The organism is Serratia sp. JKS296 (genome assembly GCF_900215445.1).
Taxonomy (GTDB): domain Bacteria; phylum Pseudomonadota; class Gammaproteobacteria; order Enterobacterales; family Enterobacteriaceae; genus Serratia; species Serratia marcescens.
The window spans coordinates 474,817-489,731 of the sequence record NZ_OCMX01000001.1 but is presented as its reverse complement, the minus strand read 5'-3'; the positions used below and the strand labels follow the sequence as shown (position 1 = coordinate 489,731).

The window sequence follows — 14,915 nt, the reverse complement described above, 5'->3', positions numbered from 1 at the left end:
ACGAGCAACATTTAAGGAGAAACCGCCTTGAGGTCAACATTCATCCCTTATTTCCCAAAAGAAATATGGGTTATCTTTATCGGGACGTTTTTGACGCGCGCCTGCTTTTTCATGATTTGGCCATTCATTACCATTCTCATGAGAAATAACTACGCGATGACTCCGGTGGAAATCGGCGTCATGATGAGCGTATCACTTATCGTGTCTATTTCTTTCGGCTATCTCTTCGGTGGCGCTTCAGACAAATATGGCCGTCGCACGTTGATTATTCTCGGTGCAATTGCCGCTATCATTTCATTTAGCGTACTTGCGTTGGCCAACTCACCGGCGTGGTATTTTGTCGGTATTTTACTCAATGGCATTTCGCGCTCATTGATCGAACCCGCCAGCAAAGCGGTGATCGGCGATATTCTCCATGACAGGCAAGAGCGAGAACGCGCGTTGAACATCCGCTACTTCCTGATGAACGTGGGCGCAGCCGTAGGCCCATTAGTGGGTGTCGCTCTCGGGCTGACGGCGCAGAAGGCCACCTTCTTCGTCACCGCATTGTCGTTCCTTTGCTATTTGCTGCTGGTGCTCGCGGTATTCAAAGCGGGGCACGGTAAAGAAACGCGCAACGCCACCTTCTCGTTCATTGGCTCTTTGCGGATTATCTGGAACGATCAGGCGTTCAAGGTTTTGGTTGTCGCCAACATTTTGGTGATGCTGGTCTACGGGCAGATCGACGTGACGCTGCCGCAATACCTCATGATCAGCCAGGTGCACAACCCCGAATACCTGCTCAGCGTGCTGATATTCATCAATGCAGCCACGGTGATAACGCTGCAGTATTTTACCGAGCGCTTTACCCGTCGCATGTCATTGGCACTGAAAACCAGCCTGGGCGTGTTCTTTCTCGCGCTTTCACAAATTGTCTTCCTGCTGGTTTCCAGTGAAAGCTGGGGGCTGTGGTTGGTCGCCATGTTCCTGCTCAGCCTCGGTGAAGTCATCCTGTTCCCTACGCTCAATATACAAATTGATCGTATGGCGCCGGCTAACCTAAAAGGGGCTTACTTCGGTGCCGCCACGTTTTACGAATTTGGCCTGGCGCTCGCCCCTTTTGTCGGCGGTTTGCTGTTAAAACAAGGTGGCGGTGGCGCCCTGTATGCCGTGATGTTCTTTTTATGCATCGGCGTCATCGTTCTTTATACTATTTCAGAAAGAATATCTGAGAAAAGAACGATAACCGTGTGACATTGTTAATCCGCTAATTAACGCCGCCCTTGTTTAAGCACATTAACGGGGCGGCTTTATCGTGATATTAATCACAGTAAATAAATAGCGAAGGATATGCAGGTTATTATTTAATCGAACGATTTATTTAATGCCAAAAAATAAAAGAAATCTATTTACATGAATGATTAGGAGATGTTATAAATTTGTTTATTGCAGGCGTGTAGCTCAGTGGTAGAGCGCTGTGTCATACTTCACAGAGGTCACCTGGTTCGATTCCGGTTGCGCCAACCAATATAAAACCCATTCCTTTCCCATTCTCTTTAATTATTTTCTCATCGAAATAAACCGGAAAAAATTTATATATTTACCCCTCTCTTTTCTTTCCATCGCCCCGTTGCGTTCACCGGAAAGGTGAATAATTTATTAGCCAAACGCCGCACATTCCGTACAATCCTGTTCCTTCATCTGTTCTTGTCACAAGCCATCATCGTAAACCTATGGGGGACACTGATGGACAAACGCTTTATTCAGGCGCACCGCGAAGCGCGCTGGGCGCTGGGGCTGACGCTGCTCTACCTGCTGGCCTGGGGGCTGGCGGCCTACCTGCCGGACAGCGCCATCGGCGTCACCGGCCTGCCGCACTGGTTCGAAATGGCCTGCCTGCTGGTGCCGCTGCTGTTCATCGGCCTGTGCTGGCTGATGGTGCGCACGGTGTTCCGCGACATTTCGCTGGAGGACCGCGATGCAAACTGAAGTGATCCTGCCGCTGGTCGCCTACTTGTTGCTGGTGTTCGGCCTGTCGGTGTACGCCTATCGGCGCCGCCAGAACGGAAACTTCCTCAGCGAATATTTCCTCGGCAACCGCTCGATGGGCGGCTTTGTGCTGGCGATGACCCTGACCGCCACCTACATCAGCGCCAGTTCGTTTATCGGTGGGCCTGGCGCCGCCTACAAATATGGCCTGGGCTGGGTGCTGCTGGCGATGATCCAACTGCCGGCGGTGTGGCTGTCGCTCGGCGTGCTGGGCAAGAAATTCGCCATCCTGGCGCGGCGCTACAACGCCATTACTCTCAATGACATGCTGTATGGTCGCTACCAAAGCCGCCTGCTGGTGTGGCTGGCCAGCCTCAGCCTGCTGGTGGCGTTCCTCGGCGCCATGACGGTGCAGTTCATCGGCGGCGCACGCCTGCTGGAGACCGCCGCCGGCATTCCTTACGACACCGGCCTGTTGATCTTCGGCATCAGCATCGCGCTGTACACCGCCTTCGGCGGCTTCCGCGCCAGCGTGCTGAACGACGCCATGCAGGGGCTGGTGATGCTGCTCGGCACCGTGCTGCTGCTGGTGGCGGTGATCCATGCCGCCGGCGGACTGGACAGCGCTGTGAGCAAACTGCAGCAGATCGATCCGGCGCTGGTGTCGCCGCAGGGCGGCGATCAGATCCTCAGTCTGCCGTTTATGGCGTCATTCTGGATCCTGGTGTGCTTCGGGGTGATCGGCCTGCCGCACACCGCCGTGCGCTGCATCTCCTACAAGGACAGCAAGGCGGTGCATCGCGGCATTCTGCTCGGCACCGTGGTGGTGGCGGTGCTGATGTTCGGCATGCACCTGGCCGGCGCGCTCGGCCGCGCGGTGTTGCCGGATCTCAAGATCCCCGACCAGGTGATCCCGACGCTGATGATCACCGTGTTGCCGCCGTACGCCGCCGGGATCTTTTTGGCGGCGCCGATGGCGGCGATCATGTCGACCATCAACGCCCAACTGCTGCAGTCCTCCGCCACCATCATCAAGGATCTCTACCTGGGCGTGCGGCCGCAGCAGATCCACAACGAGCGGTTGATCAAGCGCTTCTCCAGCCTGACCACGCTGATCCTCGGCCTGCTGGTGCTGCTGGCGGCCTGGCGCCCGCCGGAGATGATCATCTGGCTCAACCTGCTGGCTTTCGGCGGGCTGGAGGCGGTGTTCCTGTGGCCGCTGGTGCTGGGTCTGTATTGGGAACGCGCCAATGCTCAGGGAGCGCTTAGCTCAATGGTGTCGGGTGCGGTATGCTATACGCTATTGGCCAGCTTCAACCTGCAACCGGCGGGGCTGCATCCTATCGTGCCTTCGCTGTTGCTCAGCCTGTTGGCGTTTTATCTCGGTAACGTCGTCGGCGAAAAGCGCCGGACGGCGTCGTCATTACCCTCTTGAAGAGAATTGCTATGCCTTGGATCCAACTCAAACTGAACACCACCGGCAGCCAGGCGGAAGACCTGAGCGACGCGCTGGTGGAAAGCGGCGCCGTGTCGGTGACCTTCCAGGACACCCACGACAACCCGGTGTTCGAGCCGCTGCCGGGTGAAACCCTGCTGTGGGGCGACACCGATGTGATCGGCTTGTACGACGCGGAAACCGATATGGCCGAGGTGGTGGCGATGCTGGAGCAGCACCCGCTGCTGGGCGCCGGTTTCCGCCACAAGATAGAACAGCTGGAAGACAAGGACTGGGAGCGCGAGTGGATGGACAACTTCCACCCGATGCGCTTCGGCGAGCGCTTGTGGATCTGCCCGAGCTGGCGCGACGTGCCGGATCCTGACGCGGTTAACGTGATGCTCGATCCGGGCCTGGCGTTCGGCACCGGCACCCACCCGACCACCGCGCTGTGTCTGCAGTGGCTGGACGGCCTCGATCTGGCCGGCAAAACCGTCATCGACTTCGGCTGCGGTTCCGGCATTCTGGCGATCGCCGCGCTGAAGCTGGGTGCGGCGCGCGCTATCGGCATCGACATCGATCCCCAGGCCATTCAGGCCAGCCGCGACAACGCGCAGCGTAACGGCGTCTCAGAGCGTCTGGAGCTGTACCTGCCGAAAGACCAGCCGGCGGACCTGCTGGCGGACGTGGTGGTCGCCAACATCCTCGCCGGCCCGCTGCGCGAACTGGCGCCGCTGATCGGTTGCCTGCCGAAGGCCGGCGGTCATTTGGGGCTGTCCGGCGTGCTGGCCAGCCAGGCGAGCAGCGTAGCGGAAGCCTACGAAGAGAAGTTCACGCTCGATCCGGTCGCCGAGCGCGAAGAGTGGTGCCGTATCACCGGCCGCCGTAAATAAGCGCCACGGTATATTGCTCCCTCATCCACCGGCCCCTCGCCGGTGGATTTTTTTTGTCCGGCGATCGGCCACGGGCAAGACAAAATTTTATGCAATTTTTCGCCTTTCAACGATGGATCGCCCTGACAATGCGCCTTCCAGGCAGGCTATCCCGGCAAAAATAGCGGGCGAATGCAGATAATATCCTGTGCAAAGGCGAATATTTTACCGCACACAAAACAAGCGCTTTTCCTCAACTCATTGTAAAATATATACAATATTTTTATGAATCACTGCGCAGCGCATTTTTTGCCCTAATAGCGAGCCAATTGGTTAAAGTTTGGCCTTTCATCTCGGCGCAAAAATGCGTAATATACGCGCCCTTGCGGACACAGTATGGTCACTCTTTGTCTATGCGCATTGGACACCACCAGCTTACTAATTGCCTGATTGCGGCCCCGATGGCCGGTATTACAGATCGCCCGTTCAGAACCCTCTGTCATGCAATGGGTGCTGGGATGGCCGTATCCGAAATGCTCTCCTCCAACCCGGAGGTGTGGCGGACGGATAAGTCGCGTCTGCGTATGGTGCATAGCGATGAACCAGGGATCCGCTCCGTGCAGATTGCCGGATGCGATCCTGATGATATGGCCGCCGCCGCGCGTATCAACGTGGCCAGCGGCGCGCAGATCATCGACATCAATATGGGATGCCCGGCCAAAAAAGTGAACCGGAAGCTTGCCGGGTCCGCTTTGTTGCAGTACCCGGATCTGGTTAAACGGATCCTCCACGCGGTGGTTGACGCGGTGGATGTGCCGGTAACGCTGAAGATTCGCACCGGCTGGGCGCCAGAGCATCGTAACTGTGTAGAGATTGCCCAACTGGCCGAAGACTGTGGTATTCAGGCCCTGACGATTCACGGCCGAACCCGCGCCTGTCTGTTTAACGGCGACGCGGAATACGACAGCATTCGGGCAGTTAAGCAGAGTGTTTCCATTCCGATTATCGCGAATGGGGATATTACTGACCCGCATAAAGCCAGAGCAGTGCTTGACTACACCGGGGCCGATGCCCTGATGATAGGCCGCGCTGCTCAGGGGAGACCCTGGATCTTCCGGGAAATCCAGCATTATCTGGACACTGGGGAGTTGCTGCCGCCGCTGCCGCTTGGCGAGGTGAAGCGCTTGTTGATTGGGCACATTCGGGAATTGCACGGCTTCTATGGCCAAGGCAAGGGATTCCGGATTGCTCGTAAGCACGTGTCCTGGTATCTCCAGGAACACGCTCCGAATGACCAGTTTCGGCGCACATTCAACGCCATAGAGGATGCCAGCGAACAGCTGGAGGCGTTGGAGGCATATTTCGAAAATCTTAGCGTAAAAAAAGAGCTGACAGAACTATGTTCGAACAACGCGTAAATTCTGACGTACTGACCGTTTCTACCGTTAACTCACAAGATCAGGTGACTCAAAAGCCTCTGCGTGACTCGGTTAAACAAGCACTGAAGAACTATTTTGCTCAACTGAACGGTCAAGACGTAAATGACCTGTATGAGCTGGTACTGGCTGAAGTTGAACAGCCACTGTTGGACATGGTGATGCAATACACCCGTGGCAACCAGACCCGCGCAGCCCTGATGATGGGCATCAACCGCGGCACGCTGCGCAAGAAGCTGAAAAAATACGGCATGAACTGATACTAGTCAGTTAACGTGTTGATAAAAGGCGCTTTATCTCATTTGATAAGCGCCTTTTTCTTTTGGGTAATTTCATTTCCAAGCGTACTATCCTTCCTCATCTCATTGCTGCTCATCTTACAAATGGTATTCTGGCAGCCGCATTCAAAGCAGGATGCTTGCCAATCCTCAAATAAGTTAAAGAACAATAATCAAACTCAATAATAATTAGTATAATTAATTGTTTTAAAAGGAAATTAAATTGGAAAACAAACATACTACAGCAGAAGATTTCGACGACAGCAGCTTCTGGAATAAAATCATGCGTTACGCAAAGAAAGCAGGAAGCGAGGTGATTGAGAAAGCACTTTGGCTTTACTTTGCCGCTCAACGTCCTAATACCCCACTGTGGGCCAAAACAGCCATCTACGGGGCGTTGGCGTATTTTGTATTGCCAATTGATGCGATCCCTGATGTCGTGCCTGTGGTGGGATACACGGACGATCTGGGTGTACTCGCTACCGCTTTAGCTTCTGTTGGCATGCATATCGACGACGAAGTAAAAAATGATACAAAGGAAAAAATGGCTGATTGGTTTGATGCAAAATAATCATGACAACCAGGCATATATGTCCCAGTAAAAAGCGTTAGCTGATACCAGTCGTTAACGTGTTGAAAAGGCGCCCTCTTGCAAGAGGCGGCGCCTTTTTCTTTTGTGGCCTGCCCGGTTTGCGGGCAATAAAAAAGGCCGCGGCGCGGCCCTTGGGGTAAAAAGCGGAGACCTTACTCGGTCGCTTTGTTCTTGAGGCTTTCCGCCCCTTGCTTGGTCTTGTCCCAAGCCTTCTCCGTACCCTGTTTGGTGGAGTGCCAGGCTTTTTGCGAGCCTTCGCTCACTTTGCTGCCGACGCTGTCGCTCTTGCCTTCAGCGGCGTGCTTGGCTTTCAGCTTCAGCTCTTCACCCTTGTCCTGAGACTGGTGCAGCTTTTCTTTGGCGGTATCCGCCCCTTTATGCGCCTCAGCGACGACCTCGTTGCTGGCGTGAGCGGCGGTGTCGGTCGCGGTTTCAGCAGCGAACACCGGGGAAGCGAGCAGCAGTGCAGACAAGGCAATGATTGATTTCTTCATAAGTCCCTCTTTTCTCAGATACGTGCCATTCGTCATGACACAAGATGGCATGAAACACCCCTTGAACGATTTAAGAATAGGACTAAAACCAAAAAAATCGATATAAAATTTCATTACCAACGGTTTTATTGATTTTTTATGCCACCAAACAGTATGAGCGGGGAAAGCGCACGAAAAAGTTAAATTTTTCCTGTCACAAAACTATAATTTGTACGAATTTTTAACAAGCACCAACAGGGATGGATTCTATGGTTGCCGCGATCATTATCGGCATTTTTATCATCAGCTTCCTCTACGCACACTCCCGCGGCAAAGAGAAACAAAAGCTTACCCGCCAACTGTTCGATCACTCCACCTTTATGGGGCCGATCAACATGTTTATGACCGGCTTCTCCCGTTTGCCCGCCAAACAGCCCTATTTCGACGAAAAAGGCTTCCCGGAGCTGCAGACGCTGACCGACAACTGGCAGGTGATCCGCGAGGAAGCCGTGCGCTTGCAGGATCACATCAAAAAGGCGCAGTCGCACAACGACGCCGGATTCAACACCTTCTTCAAACGCGGCTGGAAACGTTTTTATCTGAAGTGGTACAGCGACAGCCACCCTTCGGCGCAAACGCTGTGTCCGAAAACCGTCGAACTGCTCAACCGCATCCCATCCGTAAAGGCGGCGATGTTCGCCGAGCTACCGCCCGGCAGCCATTTAGGTAAACACCGCGATCCTTACGCCGGCTCGGTGCGCTATCACCTGGGGCTGATGACGCCCAACGACGATCGCTGCTTCATCGAGGTGGACGGCGAGCAGCACAGCTGGCGCGACGGCCAAGCGGTGATCTTCGATGAAACCTACGTGCACTGGGCGCAGAACGCCACCGATCAGACGCGCATCATTCTGTTTTGCGACGTCGAGCGGCCCATGAAATGGCGCTGGGCGCAAGCGGTCAACCACTGGGTCGGCGCTACGCTGATGTCGGCGGCCAGTTCGCCGAATGACGATCAGGACCGCACCGGCGGCATCAACCGCATCTTCAAATACGTCAACGCGGTGCGCGACGCCGGCCAGCGCCTGAAGGCGCGTAATCGCCGCGGTTACTACCTGCTGAAGTGGCTGGTGATCGCCGCCATTTTCGCCGCCATCATCCTCCCCAGTCTGTAAACCGCCGCCAATCGTCAATCCAGAGGCAACGCGAATGAGAATATTCGCATGCCTCTCTTCCTCTGTACCCCGTACCCTGTGTTAACATACGCATTCCTAGAGCCGCCTCCGCTGGCCAACAGCTATCCCTCCGAAGCCTGATAGCAGCGCAAACCGCCCTTCGAATGTAAATGTTTAGTCAATTATGGAATTCCGACTAAACCCTGGCCGTACCTGGGTGTCTGAGTAGTCGTATCGCTATCGAGTGGAACCTTTATGCGTTACAGCTTGCTGCCCCTTTTAACGTATAAAAAGAGTTTCTATGAAATCAGCCAAAGCATTTCAACTGGCCTTGCTGCACCCGCGCTACTGGTTAACCTGGTTCGGCCTCGCCCTGCTGTTCCTGCTGGTCCAACTCCCCTACCCGTTGCTCAATCGGCTGGGAGTGTGGATGGGGCGCACCTCGATGCGATTTCTCAAACGCCGCGTCACCATCACCCGTCGCAACCTCGAGCTGTGCTTCCCCGAGATGGACGAAGCGCAGCGCGAGCGCAAGGTGGTGGGCAACTTCGAATCGCTCGGCATGGGCCTGTTGGAAACCGGCATGGCCTGGTTCTGGTCGGATAAACGCGTCAAACGCTGGTTCAACGTCTCCGGCATCAACCACCTCAAAATGGCGCAGCGCGACGATCGCGGCGTGCTGGTGATCGGCGTGCACTTCATGTCGCTGGAGCTGGGCGGCCGGGCTATGGGCCTGTGCCAGCCGATGATGGCGATGTACCGTCCGCACAACAATAAAGCGATGGAGTGGGCGCAGACCAAAGGCCGCATGCGTTCCAACAAGGCGATGATCGACCGCAAGGATCTGCGCGGCATGGTGCACGCGCTCAAGCGCGGCGAGGCGGTATGGTTCGCGCCGGATCAGGACTATGGCCCGCGCGGCAGCGTATTCGCGCCGCTGTTCGCCGTCGATCAGGCCGCCACCACCAGCGGCACCTTCATGCTGGCACGCATGGCCAACCCGGCGCTGGTGCCGGTGGTGCTGATCCGCCGCGAAGGCGGCCGCGGCTACGACCTGCTGATCCAGCCGGCCCTGGAAGACTACCCGCTCAGCGACGAACAGGCGGCGGCGGCTTACATGAACAAAGTGATCGAGAAAGAGATCATGCGGGCGCCGGAGCAATACATGTGGCTGCACCGCCGCTTCAAAACCCGACCGGCTGGTGCGCCCTCGCTGTACTGAGCCCCATTTTCCAGCCCGGCCGACGCCGGGCTTTTTTGTGCGCCGCGTTTAAAAAATCTGCGGCTCAAAATCCCGCTTTCCTGTAATCTCCTTCTTTACCCGCACAGGAAAGGAAATGATGAAAGCTCAAGTCCGCATTGCTCTGGTCGGTGATTACAACCCGCAAGCCGTGGCCCATCAGGCCATCCCCGTGGCGCTCCAGCTCACCGCCGCCCATCTCGACATCGACGTGCAGCCCCAGTGGCTACCGACCGAATCCTTGACCTCCCCCGATGTCCTGCAAGATTTCGATGCCATCTGGGTGGTGCCGGGCAGCCCGTATCGACACGACGACGGCGCCTTTATGGCGATCCGCCATGCGCGGGAAAACGACGTGCCGTTTCTCGGTTCCTGCGGCGGTTTTCAGTACGCCATCATCGAGTACGCCCGCAACGTGATGGGCTGGCACGACGCCGGCCATGCGGAAACCGACAGCGGTGGCCGGTTGGTGATCGCCCCGCTGAGCTGCTCGCTGGTGGAAAAAACCGGCGACATCGTTTTTCAGCCTGACACGCGCGTCGCGCAGGCCTACGGCTGCCTGAACACCCATGAAGGCTACCACTGCAACTTTGGCGTGAATCCGGACTTCGTCGCCGACCTTGAGCGCTTCCCGCTGATTATCAGCGGCCACGATGCCGAAGGCGACGTGCGCGCCATCGAACTGCCGGGCCGGCGTTTTTACGTCGCCACGCTGTTCCAATCAGAACGCGCTGCGTTGCGCGGCGAGCTTTCGCCGCTGGTGGTGGAACTGATCAAAGCCGCCGTCTGCTAACCTGCACCTCTCCCGTAGGATCCAGCCGCAGCGAGACACGGTTCTCGTTGCGTCTTTCATTTCGGGTATCAACTCGACATCAACGTTTCACATTTATTATCTCATTAAAGTTAATCCATTAATCGCCCAATAACGGATCATTCATCGCAGTTTAATTGAAACGTCATAATCCTATGAAAGTTAACAGCAGCATTACGAATAAAGAAATGCATGAAATCACAATAAGCTTTATTTCTTATTATTCATTATTATTTCTTTTATAATAATACAGCATAAGAAATTCTTTATAATTTTTTATGATTCAGCCTGTTATCTCTGGCAGAGAAGCCATCGAACTTGCCCGCTTAGATACCACTCCGTTATCGCTCACGATCCGCCTCAGCTCCGCCTCTTTTTATCAAAAATAAAAAACACAAACAAAACATAGCATTACACCATCACACCTGCTGATGACACGCAGGGAAACCAGTCAATCGCGATTAACACGCCACAAAAGCAATGACAAAAAATTAGTTTAAAAATAAATAAAATATAAATCATTAATCATGAAAACATTGAATTAATTATAATTAAACAAAACTATTAAAAATATTTAATGTGAAAACAGGCCAACTTAATAATCACCTTTTATAATGTTCGAGTGCTTGGCTGCGACTCACTTTATTTAATTCGATTCATTCCTTATTTGTGGAGGTGGTTCCGTGTCCGCTTATTCCCTGACGACCGTGCAACAAGCCGTGTGGCTAGACCAATCTTTAAACCCCGATATCCCCTTATATAACGTTGGGTGTTTATGGCGCGTAGAGCGCGAGATTTCGCTACCGCTTTTTCAAGAAGCCATACGGCAAATACAGCAACAACATGATGCGTTGCAAACCACGCTGAAAGAAACGCCGCAAGGCATTACCCAGGAAACCTGCGACCGGGCCTATATCGACCTGCATTACCATGATTTTTCGCAGAGGCAAGATGCCATCAGTCTGGCAGAAACACACCTTCGTTCTCAATTCCTGCAGCCTTATTCACTGTATGATGGCCTGCTTTGGCGCTGCCACCTGGCCAAAGTCAGCGGATCCAGCACGCTATGGCTGCTTGCTTCCCATCATCTGATTGCGGACGGCACCTCAATTTCCCTGCTGAGCAAAATGATCATGGAGCGCTATAAACAATTAAAAGCAGGGATAAAAAACGAAGCCCCCCGCTCGCGTTACCAAGACTTCGTCATCAGCGATCGCGCCTATCAGCAGTCTCCACGCTACGAGCGCGATCGTGATTTCTGGTTGAAGCGTTTCATCGACGCGCCCCCCTCCATGCTGGAACGCCGCCAAAATCACTGTGAGCAACAAACCTACCCCAGCCATCAGATAATCAAACGGTTGCCACGCGAGCGTTTCCTTCAGTTGGAACAATACGCCGCCGCACAGGGCGGTTCTGCCATGCATTTTTTTAGCGCTTTGCTGGCCACCTGGTTCGGCCGGATTTGGCAAACCGATCAATTCACGCTGGGCGTGCCGGTACATAACCGCAGTACCGCCGAACATAAGCAAACTTTGGGCATGTTTTCCTCGATGATCCCACTGCGCATCACGGTCGATTCACAGCAATCCTTCGGCCACTTACTGCGGCAAATCGGCAGCGAGCTGCGCCAGTGTTATCGTCACCAGCGTTTTCCCATTGCCGAACTCAACCGCCAGTTGAACCTGCATCAGCAGGAGCGGCGCCAGCTGTTCGACATCAGCTTTTCGCTGGAGGTTTTTCCGACCGACATCGAACTGGAGGGCAGCCAGTTCAAGGTTGAAAACCTGCACCACGGTCAGGAACAGCTGCCCCTCGGCGTCTACCTGCGCCATTACCATCCGGGCGACGACCCGCTGCTGGAGTTCAACTTCAATCAGGCCTGGTTCAGTCAGGAAGACGGTGAACGCATCGCAGCCCGCATACTGCACCTGCTGAATACCCTACTGGACGGCGATCCGGCGCTGCCGCTGGGGCAGTTGCCGCTGCTGTTGCCGCAGGAAAGACAGCAAATCTTCCATCAATGGAATGAAACCCGACAAACATGGGCAGACATGCCGCAAGGCGTACATCAATTCCTGGAACGGCAGGCCGCGCTGACGCCAGAAGCGCCGGCGCTGTGCTACGAAGACCACGAGATCAGTTATCAACAGCTGAATCAGCGGGCGAATCGATTGGCTGCCTTTCTCAGGCTGCAGGGATTACAGCCTGACGATCGCATCGCGGTATGCGTCAACCGCAGCCCGGATATGGTGATTGCCCTGTACGCCATCCTGAAGGCGGGCGCCGCCTATGTACCGCTCGATCCCGACTATCCGCAAGACCGTCTGCGCCACATGCTGCAAGATTGCGGCGCCAGATTCGTTCTGGTCGACAATGGCGGCGAACACGCGCTGCACCCGCTGCGCGATATCGCCGTGCCGCGATTGCATCTTCAGCGTGAGAGTCATCTGTGGCGGCAAGCGCCGGATGGCAACCCGCCGCCGCTGGCCGCCGATCCACAGCGCAGCCTGGCTTATGTGATTTACACCTCCGGCTCGACGGGGAAACCCAAAGGGGTGATGAACGAACACCGCGGGGTGATCAACCGACTACTGTGGATGCAAAAGGCTTATACACTGACGCCGGATGATGTCGTGCTGCAGAAAACGCCGTTCAGCTTCGACGTCTCTGTGTGGGAGTTTTTCTGGCCGATGATGGTTGGCGCCCGGCTGGCCATCGCCAAACCGGGCGGTCACCAGGAACCGGATTATCTCAGCGCCTGCATCGCACAACATGGCGTCACCACACTGCATTTCGTCCCCTCTATGCTGCAACTGTTTCTGCGCCACGGCGATATGGCGCAGTGCGCCTCCCTGAAACGCATCGTGTGCAGCGGCGAGGCGTTGCCGCTCGCTACGGTACAACGTTGCCTGCAGCAGTTGCCGCAGGCGGAACTGCACAATCTCTACGGCCCGACGGAAGCCGCCGTAGACGTTTCCAGTTGGCAATGCCTGCCCGATGATCCTCGCCCACTGGTACCGATCGGTAAACCGATCGCCAATACCCAGCTCCATATTCTGGATGACCAACTGCAACCGTTACCGCCTGGCATCGCCGGCGAATTGCATATCGGTGGTATTCAGGTTGCCCGTGGTTATCTGAACCGCGCGGCGCTGAGCGCCGAGCGATTTATCGTCGACCCTTTCAGCGCCGAGCCGCAGGCTCGCCTGTATAAAACCGGCGATCTGGCCCGCTGGCTGCCGGATGGCAACATTGAGTATCTGGGCAGAAACGATTTCCAGGTCAAAATCCACGGCCTGCGCATTGAATTAGGTGAGATCGAGCAACAGCTCAGACAGTGTTCAGGGGTTGAAGACGCGGCCATTCTGGCGCGGGAAGACGAAAGCGGCGGCAAGCGCCTGGTCGCCTATGTCATCGCCCCAGAGCAAACGGCCGCCGCCGAATGGCGTCGGCAATTGCAGCAACACCTGCCGGACTTTATGGTGCCGTCCTGTTTTATCCGGCTGGATGCTTTTCCGCTGTCGCCCAACGGCAAGCTGGATCGCAAAGCGTTACCGGCACCGGCCAACATGCAGGAAACCGCTGCTTATGAAGCCCCGCAAGGCGAGCTGGAACAGCAGTTGGCCGAACTGTGGAGCGAACTGCTGGGCACAACGCGCATTGGCCGCGACGATGATTTCTTCGCGCTGGGCGGCCATTCGCTGCACGCCATTCAACTGCTGGTTAAACTGAAGCGACACGGGCATTCGTTAGGCATTAAGACGCTGTTTGCTCACTCGACGCTGCGCGGCCAGGCCCGTATCCTCACCGACGGCGTGCCCGCAACGGCTCCAGCCACCTCCGAACCCCTGCAGCAGTTGTTGACGCGTCTGAATCAGGCCAGTTTTACCTTTAAACAGGTAGAACGCCTGAACCACGCCATCACCCCCGACAGCGTTTGGATGATCCATCCCGCCGTCACCGGTTGCGATGTTTATCGCGATCTGGCGAACTATTTAGAAAAAGATTTCAATGTGTTAGGCATCAACAATTATAACCTGTTCCAACAGCCGCACATCACTTCGCTACGCGAGCTGGCGGCGTATTATCTCGGTCATATGCGGCTGTCGCCGGCGCGCCCCGTCCGTCTGTTGGGTTGGTCGCTAGGGGGCCTGATCGCGCTGGAGATGGCAGCTCAACTGGAAAGCCAAGGCTATCGCGATATCCAACTGTTCCTGCTTGATACCTTCTACCGAACCCCATTCCAGATCCGCAGCGAGCCGGGCATGCTGGCGGCGATGCTGGCCATGCTGGGTATTGACGGCGAGGCCGCCGACCGGGCATTAAAGGCCGAGCCGACGGAGCTGACATTGGCGAAACAAACGCTCAGCACACCGTTGCAACATGCACGCATCACGCTGTTCAAGGCGACCGAAGATGCAAATCTGAATATCACCGGCCTGGGCGATGAGCGGGAGCTGCTGGCGATTGCCGACAATGGCCTGTCGGCAATCTGCCAACATCTGCAGGTGCATCCGTTGCCCTGCAATCATCACTCTATTATCTTCAGCCACGAGGAGATAGGACGCGCCTTGCGCCAGTCATCGCGCACGCCGGCGATGCTCGGCAACCTTCCTTGACGCTCTACGGTCTGCG

12 protein-coding genes and 1 tRNA gene are annotated in these 14,915 nt (G+C 55.5%); 12 read left to right on the top strand and 1 reads right to left on the bottom strand.

Annotated elements, in window-relative coordinates:
* Positions 1-27: 27 nt before the first annotated feature.
* The 8 genes from CRO23_RS02350 (at position 28) to CRO23_RS02315 (ending at position 6,560) form a co-directional block, all read left to right on the top strand.
* Positions 28-1,233 carry an MDR family MFS transporter gene (locus CRO23_RS02350; protein WP_016930245.1) on the top strand — a complete coding sequence of 402 codons (1,206 nt, stop codon included), beginning with the start codon at positions 28-30 and terminating at the stop codon, positions 1,231-1,233.
* A 196-nt stretch (positions 1,234-1,429) separates the two neighbouring features.
* A tRNA-OTHER gene (locus CRO23_RS02345) sits at positions 1,430-1,506 on the top strand.
* Positions 1,507-1,725: 219 nt separating this feature from the next.
* Positions 1,726-1,968: a YhdT family protein gene (locus CRO23_RS02340; RefSeq protein ID WP_004936865.1), complete on the top strand. Its 243-nt coding sequence runs from the start codon at positions 1,726-1,728 to the stop codon at positions 1,966-1,968.
* On the top strand, positions 1,958-3,403 hold the full coding sequence (gene panF, locus CRO23_RS02335) for a sodium/pantothenate symporter (RefSeq protein ID WP_033636180.1): 1,446 nt from the start codon (positions 1,958-1,960) through the stop codon (positions 3,401-3,403). Before CRO23_RS02340 ends, panF begins: the two co-directional genes overlap by 11 nt.
* A gap of 11 nt (positions 3,404-3,414) precedes the next feature.
* Positions 3,415-4,296 carry a 50S ribosomal protein L11 methyltransferase gene (prmA, locus tag CRO23_RS02330; protein WP_016930246.1) on the top strand — a complete coding sequence of 294 codons (882 nt, stop codon included), beginning with the start codon at positions 3,415-3,417 and terminating at the stop codon, positions 4,294-4,296.
* A gap of 392 nt (positions 4,297-4,688) precedes the next feature.
* Positions 4,689-5,693 (top strand): tRNA dihydrouridine synthase DusB, encoded by a 1,005-nt coding sequence (gene dusB, locus CRO23_RS02325; protein ID WP_004936856.1) that lies wholly within the window; start codon positions 4,689-4,691, stop codon positions 5,691-5,693.
* Positions 5,675-5,971, top strand: a complete 297-nt coding sequence (gene fis, locus CRO23_RS02320; RefSeq protein ID WP_000462905.1) for a DNA-binding transcriptional regulator Fis — start codon at positions 5,675-5,677, stop codon at positions 5,969-5,971. The genes dusB and fis overlap by 19 nt, the downstream gene beginning before the upstream one ends.
* 241 nt (positions 5,972-6,212) lie before the next feature.
* Entirely contained in the window at positions 6,213-6,560 is a 348-nt protein-coding gene (locus CRO23_RS02315) for a YkvA family protein (RefSeq protein WP_016930248.1), read from the top strand.
* A 173-nt stretch (positions 6,561-6,733) separates the two neighbouring features.
* Here the strand turns inward: CRO23_RS02315 and CRO23_RS02310 are convergent, their stop codons facing one another.
* Positions 6,734-7,075, bottom strand: a complete 342-nt coding sequence (locus CRO23_RS02310) for a hypothetical protein (RefSeq protein WP_016930249.1) — start codon at positions 7,073-7,075, stop codon at positions 6,734-6,736.
* A gap of 248 nt (positions 7,076-7,323) precedes the next feature.
* Between CRO23_RS02310 and lpxO the strand changes: the two genes are divergently transcribed.
* The 4 genes from lpxO to CRO23_RS02290 all read left to right on the top strand — a co-directional run bounded on the left by lpxO (position 7,324) and on the right by CRO23_RS02290 (position 14,899).
* Positions 7,324-8,229 carry a lipid A hydroxylase LpxO gene (gene lpxO / locus CRO23_RS02305; RefSeq protein ID WP_004936848.1) on the top strand — a complete coding sequence of 302 codons (906 nt, stop codon included), beginning with the start codon at positions 7,324-7,326 and terminating at the stop codon, positions 8,227-8,229.
* Between the two features lie 301 nt (positions 8,230-8,530).
* A complete protein-coding gene (gene lpxP / locus CRO23_RS02300; RefSeq protein ID WP_016930250.1) occupies positions 8,531-9,451 on the top strand; it encodes a kdo(2)-lipid IV(A) palmitoleoyltransferase in 921 nt (306 codons plus the stop codon).
* A gap of 115 nt (positions 9,452-9,566) precedes the next feature.
* The gene (locus tag CRO23_RS02295; protein WP_232036907.1) at positions 9,567-10,262 is read left to right on the top strand and encodes a CTP synthase C-terminal region-related (seleno)protein; all 696 of its coding nucleotides are present in this window, start codon (positions 9,567-9,569) and stop codon (positions 10,260-10,262) included.
* Between the two features lie 701 nt (positions 10,263-10,963).
* Entirely contained in the window at positions 10,964-14,899 is a 3,936-nt protein-coding gene (locus CRO23_RS02290) for a non-ribosomal peptide synthetase (RefSeq protein WP_097101323.1), read from the top strand.
* The last annotated feature ends 16 nt before the right edge of the window (positions 14,900-14,915 follow it).

Coding starts and splice junctions, on each gene's coding strand:
- prmA (WP_016930246.1), top strand. CDS start 3,415: ATGCCTTGGATCCAACTCAAACTGAACACCACCGGCAGCCAGGCGGAA.
- panF (WP_033636180.1), top strand. CDS start 1,958: ATGCAAACTGAAGTGATCCTGCCGCTGGTCGCCTACTTGTTGCTGGTG.
- dusB (WP_004936856.1), top strand. CDS start 4,689: ATGCGCATTGGACACCACCAGCTTACTAATTGCCTGATTGCGGCCCCG.
- CRO23_RS02295 (WP_232036907.1), top strand. CDS start 9,567: ATGATGAAAGCTCAAGTCCGCATTGCTCTGGTCGGTGATTACAACCCG.
- lpxP (WP_016930250.1), top strand. CDS start 8,531: ATGAAATCAGCCAAAGCATTTCAACTGGCCTTGCTGCACCCGCGCTAC.
- CRO23_RS02340 (WP_004936865.1), top strand. CDS start 1,726: ATGGACAAACGCTTTATTCAGGCGCACCGCGAAGCGCGCTGGGCGCTG.
- fis (WP_000462905.1), top strand. CDS start 5,675: ATGTTCGAACAACGCGTAAATTCTGACGTACTGACCGTTTCTACCGTT.
- CRO23_RS02310 (WP_016930249.1), bottom strand. CDS start 7,075: ATGAAGAAATCAATCATTGCCTTGTCTGCACTGCTGCTCGCTTCCCCG.
- lpxO (WP_004936848.1), top strand. CDS start 7,324: ATGGTTGCCGCGATCATTATCGGCATTTTTATCATCAGCTTCCTCTAC.